Source organism: Baekduia sp. (genome assembly GCF_035685985.1).
Lineage (GTDB): Bacteria > Actinomycetota > Thermoleophilia > Solirubrobacterales > Solirubrobacteraceae > Baekduia.
The window spans coordinates 1-14,867 of record NZ_DASRZV010000024.1 but is presented as its reverse complement, the minus strand read 5'-3'; the positions used below and the strand labels follow the sequence as shown (position 1 = coordinate 14,867).

At 73.8% G+C, this 14,867-nt stretch carries 15 protein-coding genes; 4 read left to right on the top strand and 11 right to left on the bottom strand.

Going from position 1 to position 14,867, the window contains the following annotated elements:
* Window positions 1-170 precede the first annotated feature (170 nt).
* The 3 genes from VFG42_RS12470 to VFG42_RS12460 all read right to left on the bottom strand — a co-directional run bounded on the left by VFG42_RS12470 (window position 171) and on the right by VFG42_RS12460 (window position 4,486).
* A complete protein-coding gene (locus tag VFG42_RS12470) occupies window positions 171-992 on the bottom strand; it encodes a hypothetical protein (RefSeq protein WP_324908842.1) in 822 nt (273 codons plus the stop codon).
* Complete coding sequence (locus VFG42_RS12465; RefSeq protein WP_324908840.1) at window positions 979-3,246, bottom strand: DNA topoisomerase 3; 2,268 nt, start codon at window positions 3,244-3,246, stop codon at window positions 979-981. Before VFG42_RS12465 ends, VFG42_RS12470 begins: the two co-directional genes overlap by 14 nt.
* A gap of 79 nt (window positions 3,247-3,325) precedes the next feature.
* Window positions 3,326-4,486 carry a MarP family serine protease gene (locus VFG42_RS12460; RefSeq protein ID WP_324908838.1) on the bottom strand — a complete coding sequence of 387 codons (1,161 nt, stop codon included), beginning with the start codon at window positions 4,484-4,486 and terminating at the stop codon, window positions 3,326-3,328.
* A 99-nt stretch (window positions 4,487-4,585) separates the two neighbouring features.
* Between VFG42_RS12460 and VFG42_RS12455 the strand changes: the two genes are divergently transcribed.
* Window positions 4,586-6,268: a penicillin-binding transpeptidase domain-containing protein gene (locus tag VFG42_RS12455; RefSeq protein ID WP_324908836.1), complete on the top strand. Its 1,683-nt coding sequence runs from the start codon at window positions 4,586-4,588 to the stop codon at window positions 6,266-6,268.
* Between the two features lie 107 nt (window positions 6,269-6,375).
* Here VFG42_RS12455 and VFG42_RS12450 read toward each other — a convergent pair whose 3' ends face one another.
* Genes VFG42_RS12450 through VFG42_RS12440 form a run of 3 tightly spaced genes read right to left on the bottom strand, consistent with a single transcriptional unit; the run spans window position 6,376 to window position 7,795 of the window.
* Window positions 6,376-6,930: a hypothetical protein gene (locus tag VFG42_RS12450; protein WP_324908834.1), complete on the bottom strand. Its 555-nt coding sequence runs from the start codon at window positions 6,928-6,930 to the stop codon at window positions 6,376-6,378.
* Between the two features lie 24 nt (window positions 6,931-6,954).
* Window positions 6,955-7,497: an SRPBCC family protein gene (locus VFG42_RS12445; RefSeq protein ID WP_324908832.1), complete on the bottom strand. Its 543-nt coding sequence runs from the start codon at window positions 7,495-7,497 to the stop codon at window positions 6,955-6,957.
* A 28-nt stretch (window positions 7,498-7,525) separates the two neighbouring features.
* Window positions 7,526-7,795: a hypothetical protein gene (locus VFG42_RS12440; RefSeq protein ID WP_324908830.1), complete on the bottom strand. Its 270-nt coding sequence runs from the start codon at window positions 7,793-7,795 to the stop codon at window positions 7,526-7,528.
* A 25-nt stretch (window positions 7,796-7,820) separates the two neighbouring features.
* Here VFG42_RS12440 and VFG42_RS12435 point away from each other — a divergent pair, with 25 nt between their 5' ends.
* From VFG42_RS12435 to VFG42_RS12425, 3 genes are read left to right on the top strand one after another with little or no spacing between them, the layout of a single operon-like run.
* Window positions 7,821-8,570, top strand: a complete 750-nt coding sequence (locus VFG42_RS12435; RefSeq protein WP_324908828.1) for an FHA domain-containing protein — start codon at window positions 7,821-7,823, stop codon at window positions 8,568-8,570.
* Window positions 8,571-8,595: 25 nt separating this feature from the next.
* Entirely contained in the window at window positions 8,596-9,411 is an 816-nt protein-coding gene (locus VFG42_RS12430) for a ParA family protein (protein ID WP_324908826.1), read from the top strand.
* Window positions 9,408-10,226 carry a L,D-transpeptidase gene (locus VFG42_RS12425; protein WP_324908824.1) on the top strand — a complete coding sequence of 273 codons (819 nt, stop codon included), beginning with the start codon at window positions 9,408-9,410 and terminating at the stop codon, window positions 10,224-10,226. Before VFG42_RS12430 ends, VFG42_RS12425 begins: the two co-directional genes overlap by 4 nt.
* A gap of 12 nt (window positions 10,227-10,238) precedes the next feature.
* Here VFG42_RS12425 and thrB read toward each other — a convergent pair whose 3' ends face one another.
* The 5 genes from thrB to thrC all read right to left on the bottom strand — a co-directional run bounded on the left by thrB (window position 10,239) and on the right by thrC (window position 14,693).
* On the bottom strand, window positions 10,239-11,090 hold the full coding sequence (thrB, locus tag VFG42_RS12420) for a homoserine kinase (RefSeq protein ID WP_324908822.1): 852 nt from the start codon (window positions 11,088-11,090) through the stop codon (window positions 10,239-10,241).
* 45 nt (window positions 11,091-11,135) lie between these two features.
* The gene (locus VFG42_RS12415; RefSeq protein WP_324908820.1) at window positions 11,136-11,873 is read right to left on the bottom strand and encodes a DUF6597 domain-containing transcriptional factor; all 738 of its coding nucleotides are present in this window, start codon (window positions 11,871-11,873) and stop codon (window positions 11,136-11,138) included.
* A gap of 13 nt (window positions 11,874-11,886) precedes the next feature.
* Entirely contained in the window at window positions 11,887-13,200 is a 1,314-nt protein-coding gene (locus VFG42_RS12410) for an FAD-binding protein (protein ID WP_324908818.1), read from the bottom strand.
* A 64-nt stretch (window positions 13,201-13,264) separates the two neighbouring features.
* A complete protein-coding gene (locus VFG42_RS12405; protein WP_324908815.1) occupies window positions 13,265-13,591 on the bottom strand; it encodes an STAS domain-containing protein in 327 nt (108 codons plus the stop codon).
* Window positions 13,592-13,679: 88 nt separating this feature from the next.
* A complete protein-coding gene (thrC, locus tag VFG42_RS12400) occupies window positions 13,680-14,693 on the bottom strand; it encodes a threonine synthase (protein ID WP_324908814.1) in 1,014 nt (337 codons plus the stop codon).
* Window positions 14,694-14,867: the final 174 nt, after the last annotated feature.

Here is a 14,867-nt window from a genome sequence, read left to right as displayed (position 1 = left end):
TCGCGCGGTACCGCCAGGGGCGAACCGCACGCGCCCATCCCCAGCGTGCGCGCGAGCCGGCCGCGATGGCCGGCTCGCCGCGCTCCCGGGCGGTTGGTGAGCGTCCGTGATCGGCCAGGGCGCCGGCCGGGCACCGCGCCCGCCGAGACGCGGCGTCGGTCGCGCGCTCGCTAGCGATAGCCCCAGGCGTGCAGCTTCTTCAACAGGTAGGGCTTGAAGGACGCGCTGACGCGGCGGGCCTGGCGCTGACGGGTCAGCTCGCGCGCGGCGACCGAGGGCCGGCCGAGCAGGTACTGGTCGGCGACGTAGGCGGCGAGGATGCCGCGGACGTCGTCGCCCTTCTTGGCCTTGCGCAGGTCCTTGCGCCGAGCGGCCGCGTCCTTGCGGACCAGCGACGGGAACCGCCTGGTCACGTCGACGAACCTGCCGCGCTCGACGTGGAGGACCAGCGGCGGGAAGGCGGAGGCCGCGAAGGCGGTGAAGGCGCCGGAGAAGACCGGGTCGCAGCCGACCAGCTCGGGGCGGCCGTCGTGGTCGAGGTCCTTCAGCTGGTAGCCGACGTCGCCGTAGTTGAAGTCCTTGGGCGTGTAGCCGGTGCCGTTCCAGGTCAACAGCCGCGCGGTCAGGCAGCAGTGCGCGCCGCCGGAGAACGTGTCGACGAGGACCTCGGGCTCGCCGTCGCCGTCGAGGTCGGCGACCTTGAGGATCGAGGAGCCCGACGCGTCGCCCGGGTCGTCGTCGGGCACGAGGATGCAGCCCTCCTCGCAGACGTCGGCGATCGTCAGGTCGTAGCGGACGCCCTGGCGGACGACGAACAGCCGCGGGTCGCCGACGCCCAGCTCGGCCCGGTCCCACGCGATCGTCGCGGTGACCGCGCCGGACGTGTGGGTGACCGAGCCGGCGTCGTCGGCGAAGGCGGCGCCCGGCGCGAGCAGCGCCACGAGCGCGGCGACCGCCGCCGTCGCGAGGGCGGCGCGGCTACGCCGCCGCACTCGTCCCGCCGGCCGTGGCGGCCTCGGCGGGCGCGCCGCTGGGGGCCGCGGACTCCATCTCGTCGGTCTGGGCCTCCTTGAAGCCCTCCTTCGCCCACGGCTCGTCGAACTCGACGCGCATCCGGCCCTCCTCGTTCTGCACGAGCGCCAGGCGCGCCCGGAACGAGCGTCCGCTACGGCCCTTGAAGCCGGTCACCGGCTTCTCGGTCTTGCCGCGCGCGATCAGCTCCTTGGCGATCGCCGCCGGCAGGTTCTTGCCCGCCTTGGACTTCCAGATGACGAAGCCGCAGCCCGGGTCCTCGCGCGACCAGCACGAGTAGCCCTTGCGGTTCTCGATGATGTCGTTGCCGCAGATCGGGCACGGGCCGAGGTTGGCGCGCGGGATCCGCACGTCCTTGAGCTTGGCGTCGAGGTCGCCGACCGTGGACTCCGCGAACTTCGCGATGTCGGACATGAACGCCTTGCGCTGCTGCTCGCCGTTCTCGATCGCGGCCAGGCGCTGCTCCCAGTCGCCGGTCAGCGACGGCGACGTCAGCGGGTGGTCGCCCAGCAGCCGGATGACGTTCATGCCCTTCTCGGTCGGCACCAGCGAGCGCGCGTCGCGCTCCACGTAGCCGACGTCGATCAGGCGCTCGATGATCGCCGCGCGCGTCGCCGGCGTGCCGATGCCCGACTCCTTCATGACCTCGCGCAGCTCGTCGTCGTCGACGAGCTTGCCCGCGGTCTCCATCGCGCCCAGCAGCGACGCGTCGGAGTAGCGCCGGGGCGGCTTGGTCTCCTTGGCCAGGACCTCGACGGCGCGCGTGTCGACCGCCTCGCCCTTCTCGAGCTTGGGCAGCGACTGGTCGCGGCCCTCGTCCTCCTCGTCGCGCGCCGAGCCGTCGTCGGCCTCTTCGCCGTAGACGCCGCGCCAGCCCGGCACGACCAGGACCTTGCCGCGCGTGCGGAAGACGTGCTCGCTGACCGTCGTCTCGATGCGCGTGTTCTCGAAGACCGCCTCGGGGTGGAAGACCGCGAGGAACCGACGCGCGACCATGTCATAGATCTTGCGGTCGTCGTCGTTCATCTTGTCGAGCTTGTGCGACGTGTTGGTCGGGATGATCGCGTGGTGGTCGCCGACCTTCGCGTCGTCGACCACGCGCCCCAGCGGCAGCAGGTCCAGCCCGGTCACGTAGGCCGCGCCCTTGGCGTACTCGGGCCGCTCGCCGACGTGCCCCGCGACCTCCTTGAGCTCCGGCACCATGTCGGAGGTCAGGTAGCGCGACGACGTTCGCGGATACGTGAGCGCCTTGTGCTCCTCGTAGCAGCGCTGCGCCGCGGCCAGCGTGCGCCGCGCGCTGAAGCCGTAGCGCGTGTTGGCCTCGCGCTGCAGCGACGTCAGGTCGTAGAGGAGCGGCGCCTTCTCCTTGCGCGTCGTCTTCTCGAGCTTGGTGATCTCGCCGGACTGGCCGCGCACGGCGCCGGCGATCGCCTCGGCCTCCTCGGCGCTGGCGATCCGCGGCTGGGCGCCCGCGTGGAAGCGGCCCTCGTAGGAGCGGTTGCCGGACGCGTCGAACACGCCGTCCACCAACCAGTAGGGCTCGGGCACGAACGCGCGGATCTCCTCCTCGCGCCGCACGAGGATCGCCAGCGTCGGCGTCTGCACGCGCCCCAGCGAGACCGCGCCGTCGAACGACGACCGCAGCCGGATCGTCGCCGCGCGCGTGGCGTTCATGCCGACGATCCAGTCGGCCTCCGACCGCGACCGCGCCGCGTCCTCCAGCTTGGCCAGCTCCTGCCCGTCGCGCAGGTTGTTGAAGCCCTCGCGCATGGCGTCGTTGGTCATCGAGTTCAGCCACAGGCGCTGGACGGGCTTCTTGGCGCCGGCCTTCTCGTACAGGTAGGCGAAGATCAGCTCGCCCTCGCGGCCGGCGTCGCACGCGTTGATGACGAGGTCGACGTCGTCGCGCTTGAGCTGCGACTTGACCACCGACATCTGCTTCTGCGAGCGCTCGTCGCGGACCACGAGCTTGAACTTCGGCGGCACGATCGGCAGGTCGGCCATCCGCCACTTCTTGAACTTCTCGTCGTACTCGTCGGGCTCGGCGAGCTGGACGAGGTGGCCGACCGCCCAGGAGATGACGTGCTCCGGCCCCTCGAGCCAGCGCTCGGTCTTCTCCCCCGGCCCGGACTTCTTCTCGAACGGCCCGGGAAGGACGCGCGCGAGGTCGCGCCCGACGGACGGCTTCTCGGCGATGACGAGGGTCTTGGCCATGTGACGCCGGAGCGTAGCGGCCGGACCGCGCGGTGGGTCGCCCTGTCGCGATCACGTGACCGGCTCGGCGCCCAGGCGGTCAGCCGGCGCAGCCGCCCGTGGACACCGCCTGCCCCGGTCCGGCGCGCGCGTCCAGGACCTCGCGCACGACCTTGTTGGGCACGCCGTAGCCGCCCGCGGGCCGCGAGCGGGTGGACTTCGCGAACACGGTGGCCAGCACGCGGCCCGAGGTGTCGACGAGCGGGCCGCCCGAGTTGCCCGAGCGCACCGTGCCGCGGAACGTCGTCATCTGCCGCGTCACCGGGCCGTTGCCGTAGGCGTCCTCGGAGACCACCGCGCGGGTGGCGCCCAGCCGCGCCGCGCGGACGTCGTAGGGCCCGTTCTCGGGGAAGCCGAGCACCGCGCCCTCGGTCCCCGACGCGGTGTCGGAGGCGAACGCGAGCGCCGGGGCGCCGTCGATCCCCGCCACGCGCAGCACCGCGACGTCGTTGGTCGGGTCGAAGGCCACCGGGACCGCGTCGTGCGGGGTGCCGGAGCCCCCCAGCTGCACGGTCGTGTCGCTCTCCCCCGCGACCACGTGCGCGTTGGTCACGACCAGCCCCTGGCCGGCCACCCAGCCCGAGCCCTCGATGCCCAGCCCGCAGGCGGTCCCGAGCACGCGGACGACCGACGCGGCCGCGGCCTGGACACCGGGCTCGCGCGCCACCGCGGCGCGCGGCGCGGGCACGCTGGCGTCCGGGCCGTCGACGTGCGGGAACGGGTCGAAGCGCGCCAGCGCGTTGAGGATCGGCCCCGACGGCGGCAGGACGTCGTTCAGGCGCGAGAGGATCTCGGAGCGCTGGATGTCGCCGCGCAGCTGGCGCGCGCCCGGCGTCTGGAGCATCACGGCGCCCGCGATCCACGCCAGGCCGAGCGCGATGGCCGCGCTCAGCACCGCGCCGAGGACGCCGTCGAGCGTTCGCACGCCAGGTATGGGGACGCTGCGACGGACCAGGAAGCCCGCCGTCTCGAAGGCCCCGGCCAGCAGCGAGCCGCCCAGGACGGCGCCGATCAGCGACACCAGCGGCGCGTACGGTGACGACGACCCATCGTGCAGGAGCGCAGGCCCTATGCGGCTTCCCAGGAACGCGCCGCCCACGAAGCCGACCAGCGCGAACGCGCCCGCCACGAACCCCTGCCGCCATCCGATGGTGGCCATCAGAACGGCGAAGGCGACGATCAGCCAGTCGATCTTGGTCAACCGCGCCGAGGCTACCGCGCCGTCCGCGTCGGTACTTTCTCTGACCGTATGCCCCAGCCGTCACGTCCTTCGCGCGCCCAGACGCGCGCGCGTCGTCTCGTGGCCATCGGCGTGGTGGTCGTCGTCGCGTTGGGGATCGGGGTGATCTGCGCCACGACGGGCGGGCCCAGCGAGAAGGACGCGGTCACGACGTTCGCGCGCGCCTGGGACCGCGGCGACTACGCGGCGATGCGCGATCAGGTCACCGGCGCGGTCCAGGATCGGTATGACGCGCGCGCGTTCCAGGCCGCGTACGCGGCCGCGGCGGACACCGCGACGCTGACCACGGTGCGCACCGGCGCCCCCAGCAACGCCGGCGACGGCGTCTGGCGCGTGCCGGTGACCGTCCAGACCAAGGCGTTCGGGCCCGTCCACGGGACGCTGCGCGTGAAGGTCGTCAAGCAGGACGGCAAGGCGCGGGTGGCGTGGACGCCGAACCTCGTCTTCCCGGGGCTGGGCGAGGGCGAGACGCTGAAGCGCACGACGGAGATGCCGGCCCGCGCCGACCTGCTCGCGCGCGACGGCACGCCGCTGGCGCAGGGGCCGGACCGGACCTCGCCGCTGGGCGCCGCCGCGCAGGCGATCTCCGGCGCGCTGGGGCCGATCCCGGAGGACCGCAAGGAGCGCTACGCGCAGCTCGGCTACCCGGCCGACACGCAGGTCGGCATCAGCGGCCTGGAGCGCGCGTTCGACGAGCGCCTGGCGGGCACGCCCGGCGGCGAGCTGCGGGCGGGCGCGCGGCTGCTGGCGCAGCGGGCGCCGCGCAAGGGCAAGGCGGTCCGGACGACGATCGCGCCGTCGGTCCAGCAGGCGGCGGTGACCGCGCTGGCCGGACGGCTGGGCGGCGTCGTGGCGCTGCGCCCGAAGACCGGCGAGATCCTGGCGGCCGCCGGGATCGGCTTCAGCGGCCTGCAGCCGCCGGGCTCGACGTTCAAGATCATCACCGCCACGAGCGCCTTGGAGAACGGGGTGGCGAAGATCACCGACACGTTCCCGGTGCAGACGTCGGCGACGCTGGAGGGCGTCGAGCTGCAGAACGCCAACGGCGAGTCCTGCGGCGGGACGCTGGCCAACGCGTTCGCGCAGTCGTGCAACAGCGTGTTCGGCCCGCTGGGCGCGAAGGTCGGCGCCGCGAAGCTCGTGGCCACCGCGGAGCGCTTCGGGTTCAACGCGCCGACGGGCATCACCGGCGCGGCGACGTCCTCGATCCCGGCCGCCGACGAGATCGGCGACGACCTGGCCGTGGGCTCCAGCGCGATCGGCCAGGGCCGCGTGCAGGCCACCGCGCTGCAGATGGCGATCGTCGCGGCGACGATCGGCCTGCGCGGCCAGCGCCCGGACGTGACGCTGGACCCCAACCGGTGGAAGGTCGCGCCCAAGCACCGCGCGACGAGCGTCAAGGTCGCGAAGACGGTCGAGAAGCTGATGCTGGGCGTTGTCCGCTACGGCACGGGCACGGCGGCGGCGATCCCGGACGTCAAGGTCGCGGGCAAGACCGGGACCGCCGAGCTGAAGTCCACGCAGACCTGCAAGCCCACGCCGGACGATCCGGAGTCCTGCGCCGACCAGGCCCAGTCCGACGAGACCGACACCGACGCCTGGTTCGCGACCTACGCGCCAGCGGGGTCCGGGACCCCGCGTGTGGCGGTCGGCTTCATGCTCGTGGGCGCGGGCGCGGGCGGCGACACCGCGGCGCCCGCGGCGCGCGAGGTGCTGCTGGCCGGGCTGAAGAACGGGGGCTGAGGGGGCGTCCCGAGGGTCTCCGCGGTCGGGCCACCCCGTGCTCACCCGCGAGGGTCGCGTGCGGGAGGTGCCCCGGATCGCCCGGAACGCGCCCGGAACGCGGAGGCCTAGACGTCGAGGTCCACGGTCGCCGACTTGCCCTCCGGCGACGTGATGTGCAGCACGAGCGGACGGCTCGCGTAGGTGGAGTTCTCGACCTTGAAGAGCACCAGGCCGCCCTGCGTCAGGTTCTCGCGCGCCAGCGAGCCCGGGACCGGGATCTGGTCGCCGCCGTGGATGACCACCGCGTGGTAGGCCGTGCGGTTGATGTTCGTGTCGATCGCGATCGGCTGGTAGGTCTTGCCGGTCGTGTCGCTGATCTCGAACCGCGAGGCGGTCTCGTGGTCGATCTTCGTCCGGTTCCACACGCGGAGGAAGACGGCGAAGTACTCCTGGTTGACGCCCAGCGCCGCCCCGGACGGGAGGCCCGTGAGGTAGTCGCGGTCCTCGAAGTCCGTGGGGTTGAGCTGCCGCGAGATCTGCACCTGGTACTGCAGGTCGCCCGCGGTGACGTAGGTGCCCTCGTCGCGGCCCTGCGTCGTCTCCTCGTCGCCGCAGGCGGCGAGGGACGTGACGGTGGCGACGGCGACGGCGGAGGTGGCGAGGAGACGACGAAGCTGCATGGCGGCGGCGGACTCTACCGACGTCTATCGGTTGAGGTCGGGACGGAAGCGGAAGGCCGACGCGGGCTTGCGCGGGCCGCCGGCGACCGACGGGCGCGTGCCGCGGTCCAGCCCCTCTTCCATGATGGCGCGCAGGCGGTTCAGCGACTTCTTGTTCTTGCGCTTGAACCAGCGGGCGCCGAAGGTCTCGTTGAGCCGGTCCGACAGGAACTTCGGCTTGGACTCGAACGTGAAGCGCACGCGGGTGGAACCGCCGGAGGCCTCCGAGAGCTCGTACACGCCGCGGGTGAGGATGCGGTTGTACTTGCCCATCCGGCCGCGCTCCTCGATCAGCCGCGGCCCGACCACCTCGGTGAACGTCGCGTCGCCGTAGTTGTAGCGGCTGCGGATCGGCGTCTTGATGCGGAACCGAGCGCCGGCGCCGCTGCCGTAGGAGTCCTCGCGGGTCAGGCGCCAGTCGACGAGGTAGTGATCGCAGAACTCCGCGTGGTTGGCGATGTCCGCGAGGTACTCGAACACCTCCTCGCGAGGACGGGCGATGATCACTTCGGCGCTGACGGGATCCACGCGCGCGAAGTCTACCCGGCCGGTTGGCTCAGGCGGCGCGCGGCGTGATGCGCCGCACCGTGATGCCGCACTCCGAGTGGCGCACCAGCTCGACGGCGTCGGGCTCGGCGCGGCGCAGGGGCGTGCACAGCGCGCAGACCGAGGAGGCGCTGCCGAAGCGGTACACGCGCTCCCCGACCAGCGGCGTGCGGCCGCAGTCGGCGCAGGTGTGGCGGCCCGCCTCCAGGGTGTCGACCGACTTGCGCATCAGCGCGGCCTCGAGATCGGTCTCGTCCAGCGTCTTCAGGGTGCGGGCCATGGCCCGGGGTTCTCCACCCTGAAGGGTGGTCCTTCCGGTGAACGACGGTTTGCCGAACGTCGTTTCGGGACATGTCGACCACCGACCGGTTGACGACCTGACAAAGGATTGGTCCTCGGGGTTTTCGGCCTGCCGGTCTGGCAGTACATTCGAAGCGGTCCGCCAGCAGGCAGAGAGGGAGCGTGGTCAGATGGAGTCCTTGACGTCCGGGACGCTTGCGGGAACGGGGTCCTTCCGATGTGAGCGGTGCGGCTATGTCGTCACGCTCGCCGCGACCGACGAGCTGCCGGCCTGCCCCGGCTGCAGCGGGTCGAGCTTCGTGCGGGCATCGCTGTTCGCCGGAGGGCGCTTCCACCGTCGCGCCGGCGAGGCGCTGACGCCGGAGGAGCGCGCCGAGCTGATCGCCGCCGCGCGCGAGGAGATCACCGCGCCGGGGGAGTACCTGGCCTATGAGGACGCGGGCCGTCCTCGTGTCGTCGCGCTCGACAAGGAGTGGACGCGAGTAGGCCGCTCGCTGGCCGCCGACGTGCGCTTCGACGACCCGACCGTCTCGCGCCGCCACGCGCTGATCGTCCGCCAGCCGGACGGCGTCCGCGTGCTGGACGACCGGTCGCTCAACGGCGTGTTCGTCAACGGCGAGCGCGTCGAGTGGCGCGCGCTGGTCGACGGCGACGAGATCGTGGTCGGCCGCTACCGGCTGCAGTACCTGCACCTGACCGCCGAGGCGCTGGCGGCGGGCGCGAGCGCGCCGAGGGCCGCCGACGCCACGGGCTGAGGCCGTCGGTAGTCTCCGGCGCCTGATGGCGCTCAAGCTGGCGGTCCTCTCGCAGAAGGGCGGCACGGGCAAGACGACGGCGGTCCGGCATCTCGCCGACGCCTTCCGCCGGGCCGGGCTCGGCGTGGCCGCCGTCGACCTCGACCCGCAGGGCAACCTGTCGGACTACTTCGACGTCGATCCCGAGGCCGAGCCGACCGTCCGCGACGTGCTCGTCGGCGCCGCCAAGGCGAAGGCCGCGCTGCACGTCGCGCCCGACGGCGTCAGCGTCATCCCGGCCAACCTGCAGCTGGCCGAGGCCGAGGTCGCGCTGGCGGGCAAGATGGGCCGCGAGCTGACGCTGCGCAAGGCGCTCAAGCCGCTCGACGACGCCTTCGACGTCATCTTCCTGGACTGCCCGCCGAACCTCGGGCTGCTGACCGTCAACGCGCTCGTCGCCGCCGACTTCGCGCTGCTGGCCGCCGAGGCGCAGTACTTCGCGCGCCAGGGCGTCGAGCAGGCGCTGGAGGTCATCGAGCTGGCGCGCGACGGGCTCAACCCCGACCTCGTCTGGCTCGGCGTGGCGTTCACGATCGCCGACATGCGCACGGTCCACTCGCGCGACGCGCAGACCGCGCTGAAGGAGGTCGTCGGCGACAAGCTGCTCGACGCGGTCGTGCGCCAGTCGATCGCCTACGCGGAGTCGGCCGAGCGGGCGGTGTCGATCATCGACCACCGGCCGGACCTGGGCGACGACTACCTCGCCCTCGCCGACGAGGTCCTCGAACGCCTCGGGCTGCCTGAGGCGCGGCGCCGGTTGGCGCCGCTGCTCGACGGCGGCGGCGGATCGCCCGCGCGATGATCCCGAGTCCCCCCGCCGGGCCCCGCGCCGCCCTGTCGGCAGCGGCGCTGCTGGTCGTCGTCGCGCTGCTGTCGGCGTGCGGCGCCGACGTCGAGACGCCACGGGCCACGACGACGACCTCCGGCCGCGCCGACGCGCCGACGCCGACGACCGCGACGCTGTCGACCAAGCCGCGGAAGGGCGCGGAGCCGGGCTCCGCGACGCCCGTGGGCAAGCCCGCGCCGCGCGGCTCGCTGGCTTTCCACGTGACCCGCCGCGCGCAGCTGCGCACGCGACCGGGCGGGAAGGTCGTCGCGACGATCCGGACCCGGACGGAGTTCCGGTCGCCGACGATCCTCGCGGTCGCCGCCCGCAGGCCCGGCTGGGTGCTCGTGCGCACGGCGCTGGTCCGCCACCACGTCGGATGGCTGCCGACCTCGGCGGGCGCGCTGTTCGAGGAGCCGCGCTCGATCGTCGTCGACCTCAGCGCCAAGACGCTCTCGGTCTTCCACCGCGGCCGCCTGACCGACCGCTACCGCGTGGCGATCGGCACCGACGCGACGCCGACGCCGACCGGCCGCTTCGCGGTCACCGACCGGCTGAGGACCGCCGACCCCAGCGGCGACTACGGCTGCTGCATCCTGGCGCTGAACGGCCACCAGACGAAGATCGCCCAGGGCTGGGGCGGCGGCGACCGCATCGCGATCCACGCCACGCCGCACACCTGGACGCTCGGCAAGCAGGTCAGCCACGGCTGCATCCGCGCGAGCGACAAGGCCCTGCGCCGGCTGATGCGCAAGATCCGGCTGGGCGCGCCGGTGCGAATACGGCGCTGAGCCGCGAGCGGCCTACAGCTCGCGCACGTCCGCCCCGTGCGGCTCGAACGGCGCGCGCAGGACGTCGGCCCAGCCGGCGGTCTCGGCGCGGAGGGCGTCGAGGACCGAGCCGGTCTGCTCGTAGTGGCACCAGACCAGGACGGTCGGGCCGGCGCCGGAGATCGTGGCGCCGAGGGCGCCGAGGGCGGTCGCGCGCTCGACGACCTCCATCGAGCGCGGGAAGAGGTGGCGGCGGTGGTCCTGGTGGAGGCGGTCCGCCAGGCCGCGGGAGACGAGGTCCCAGTCGCCGCGGGCCAGGCCGAGCGTGAGCAGCGACGCGTGGGCGACGTTGAAGACCGCGTCGGCCATCGGGATCTCCGCCGGCAGCGCCGCGCGGGCCTCCTTGGTCCGCACCGCCTCATGCGGGACGACGAGGATCGCCTCCAGGCCGGTCGGCGCGTCGAAGCGCGTGGCGGCGTCGTCGGCGCAGATCACGAAGCCGCCCAGCAGCGCGGCCGCGACGTTGTCGGGATGGCCCTCCATCTCGGTGGCCAAGGACAGGAGGTCGGCGTCCAGCTCGAAGAGGTGGTCGGCGGCCAGCAGGCCCGCGAGGTAGGCCGCGGCGCTCGTCCCGAGCCCGCCGCTGAGCGGGATGTCGGAGCGGATCCGGAACTCGAAGTCGTCGGGCGCGTGGAGGCGCTCGAAGCCGCGCACGACGAGGTTGCGGCGGTCGGTGGCGATCGCCAGGTCGGTGACGACCGCGAAGCGCCCGGTCTCGACGACCTCGACCTCGGTGTGCAGCGCCAGCGCGGCCGCGAACGCGTCGAAGCCCGGCCCGAGGTTGGCCGAGGACGCGGGCACGCGGACGAGGCGACGGCGCTCCATGTGGCGCGGGACCCTAGCCGAGTTCCCGCCCGTCTCGCGCGGTCGTCAGTGCTCGTAGGCCAGCAGCTCGCGCGCCGTCAGACCGGTGAGCCTGCGGGCCTCGCGCGACAGGTGCGCCTGGTCGGCGTAGCCCGCCAGCGCGGCGGCGCCCGCGAGGTCGCCCACCGCCCGGACGTCCAGGAAGCGCTGCAGCCGCAGCACGCGCTGCAGCGTCTTGGGCGCGTAGCCGACGTCGCGCACGAAACGGCGCTGCAGCTCCCGCTCCGAGATGGAGGTCTTGGTCGCCACGCCGCCGACCGTCGCCCGCGGGTTGCCGTCCAGGAGCGCGACCGCGTGGCGGACGGCCGGGTCGGGCGCGTCGGCCAGCCGCGCGACGTGCCGCCGCAGCAGCAGCGCGAACGCGATCGTGGCGGACCGCGGGTCCGGCGCCGTCCCCAGCGCGTCGTCGACCTCCCGCGCCAGGAGCGGGTCGATCGCGTCGACGTGCACGCGCCGGTCGACGAGGTCGGACGCCGCGACCCGCAGCAGGTACGGCGCGGCGCCCGGATGGAACGTCGCGCCGATCGCCAGCATCGCCTCCAGCCGCGGGTGCGACATCGGCGCCTGCGCGGGCCCGGCGACGCGCAGGCCCAGCTCGGCGATCCACACGAGGTGCATGCGGCCGTCGGGCAGCAGGCGCCGCTCCGACGGCGGGCCGGTCACGCGGTGGATCCAGAACCGCTCGACGAACGCCCGCAGCGCGCGCGGCGGTCGCACCTCGACGTAGTCCGGAGCGCTCGTCACGTCCCGATCGAGGCTACTCGTCGTGCTGGGACAGGAAGCGGCGGTCCGGGTCGACCGCGTCGCGGATCGCCGCCAGCCGCTCCCACGCGCCGTCCGCGTAGCCGCGCGCGACGTCCGCGCCGACGCCGCACGACGCCAGCGGGACGCGCGGGGCCGTCCAGCGCGCCAGCCGCGCGCGCACGTCGGCGGCCGCCGCCAGCGTCGCCGCGGTCGCCTCCGGGCTGTCCCCCGCGCCGCCGACGAAGACCTGGAACGGCGCGGTCAGGCCGTCGCGCGCCAGCGCCCCGCCGAGCTGGCGGACCTCGAGGACCGTCAGCGCCTCGCGGTGGTCGTCGGCGACCGCCGCGATCGCGCCGACCGTCGCGGGCGTCAGCTCGCGCAGCAGCAGCCCCTCGCCGCGCGCCGGGACCGGCTGCTCGGGGTCGCCCGCGACGCGCACGAGGTCGGCGGGCCCGATCGCGCCGCAGGTGTCGAGCAGCGCGCCGCCGGTGGCGCGCAGCGGCGCCAGCGCGTGCTCGGCGTCGGCCCGCGGCCCGGCGTGGACGGCGACGACCGCCGCGATCCGGCGCCCGCGGATCGGCGCGGGGATGACGTCCAGCGGCGGCAGCGACAGCACGCGGAAGATCAGGCTCAGGCACTCGGGCGCGTCCAGCGCGACGCGGCGCACCTGCTCCAGGACCTCGGCGGCGTGCTCGCCGGGCCACGCGACCATGCCGCCGAACAGCTCGTCGACCGGATGCAGCGCGAGCGTCAGCGACGTCGCGATCACGCCGCGCCCACCGCCGCCGCGCAGCGCGAGCAGCAGGTCGTCGTCGGCCGCGCGCCGCTCGCCGTCGGCGGTGACGACCTCGGCGGCCAGCAGCCCCGAGGCGGCGCGGCCGTGCGTGCGCGACAGCCAGCCGAGGCCGCCGCCCAGGACCAGGCCGGCGACGCCGACCGACGGCGCCACGCCGAGCACCGGCGCCAGCCCGTGGGCCGCGGCGGCCTCCGCCAGCGCGCCGGCCGTGACGCCGGCGCCGACCGTGGCGGTCCGGGCCGCCGGGTCGATCGCGATCGCGTCCAGCCCGGCGGTCTTCAGCAGGATCGCGCCGCGCAGCGCGTCGAGGTCCAGCGCCTCGGAGCCGTGGCCGGTGGCCTGCGGCGCGACGCGCAGGTCGACGGCGCGCGCGTGGCGGACGACCGCCTGCACGTCGACCGCCGACGCGGCGTGCGCGACCGCCGCCGGGCGCTGGTCGACGGCGAGGTTCCAGCCGCGCCGGGCGTCGTCGTAGGCCGCGTCGCCGGGGAGCGCGAGACGGCCGTCGAGGTCGGGGAGGATCTGGGTCATGCCGGGATCCTCCCCCACGCCCCGGCGCGGGTCTTGAACGTTTCGGACCAGCCTCGGCCGACGGCTACGTCGCGCCGAACGGCAGGACGTCGAGCAGCCCGCAGGTCGTCAGGACCTCGGCGACCACCGGCGGCGTGCGCGCGATCGTCAGCGTCCAGCCCTCGCGGGCCGCGCGGCGCCAGGTGCCCAGCAGCAGCGCGACGCCGTTGGAGTCCATGAACGTCACGCCCTCCAGGTCGAGCACGAGATGGCCCACGTCGCCGGCGGCGATCGCCGCCAGGTGGTCGGCGATCAACGGCGCGGTGACGAGATCGATCTCACCCGCCGGGGCGAGCGTCACCGTGTCACGGCTGTGGCCCACCGCGATGGAGAACTCAGGTGGCTTGGTCATGCGGAATCCCTCCCTCATGACCCGTGAAACGCACGCGGCGCGAAGATCACGCGCCTACTTTGCGGTGTGTCGAATTTGTGGAGGTTCGCTAGCCCAGGACGGCCTGCTCGACCGCGTCCAGGTCCGGCTCGCAGGGCACGACCGAGCTGGCCTGCATGAGCGCGGTCTGCGGGTCCTTCAGGCCGTGCCCGGTGAGGACGCAGACGATGCGCGAGACGCCCTCGGGCGCGCCGTACTTCAGCAGGCCCGCCACGCCGCTGGCGCTGGCCGGCTCGCAGAACACGCCCTCGCCCGACGCCAGGAACTTGTAGGCGTCGAGGATCTCCTCGTCGGTGACCGCGCGCACCATGCCGCGCGAGGCGGTCATCGCCGCCATCGCCTCCTCCCAGCGCGCCGGGTTGCCGATGCGGATCGCGGAGGCGATCGTCTCCGGGTTCTCGATCACGCGGCCCTCGACCAGCGGCGCGGCGCCCGCGGCCTGGAAGCCGAGCATCTGCGGCGCGTGGCCGACCTCCTGGAAGCCCTTCCAGTAGGCGGTGACGTTGCCGGCGTTGCCGACCGGGATGCAGAGCGCGTCGATGGCGCCGATCTCGTCGACGATCTCGAAGGACGCGGTCTTCTGGCCCTCGAGCCGGAACGGGTTCACGCTGTTGACCAGCGCGATCGGCTGGCGGTCGCAGACCTCGCGCACGAGCCTCAGGGCCACGTCGAAGTTGCCGCGCAGCGCGATCACGCGCGCGCCGTGCATCAGCGCCTGGGCGAGCTTGCCGGTCGCGATCTTGCCCTCGGGCACGATCACGACGCCACGGATGCCCGCACGCGCAGCGTACGCGGCCGCCGACGCGGCTGTGTTGCCGGTCGACGCGCAGATCACCGCCTGCGCACCCTCCCGCACGGCCGCCGACACGGCGCACGTCATCCCGCGGTCCTTGAACGAGCCCGTCGGGTTCGAGCCCTCGAGCTTCAGATGCACCTCGGCGCCGACGCGTTCCGAAAGCGCCGGCGCTAGCACGAGCGGGGTCGAGCCCTCACCGAGCGACACGATCGGATCGCCCGGCGCGAACGGCAGGCGGTCGCGGTAGCGCTCGATCAGCCCGGGCATCGCGCGGAGGATGGCAGACGCACCCTCAGTGCTTGATCTTCAGGCTGAGCGTCTTCTTCTTCGCGTTGCCGCCGGCGTTCGAGGCGGCGATCGTGACCGTGTACGTGCCGGCCTTCAGCTTCTTGAGCTTGTAGCTGTTCTTGCCGGCCTTGCCCTTCAGCTTGACGGTCACGT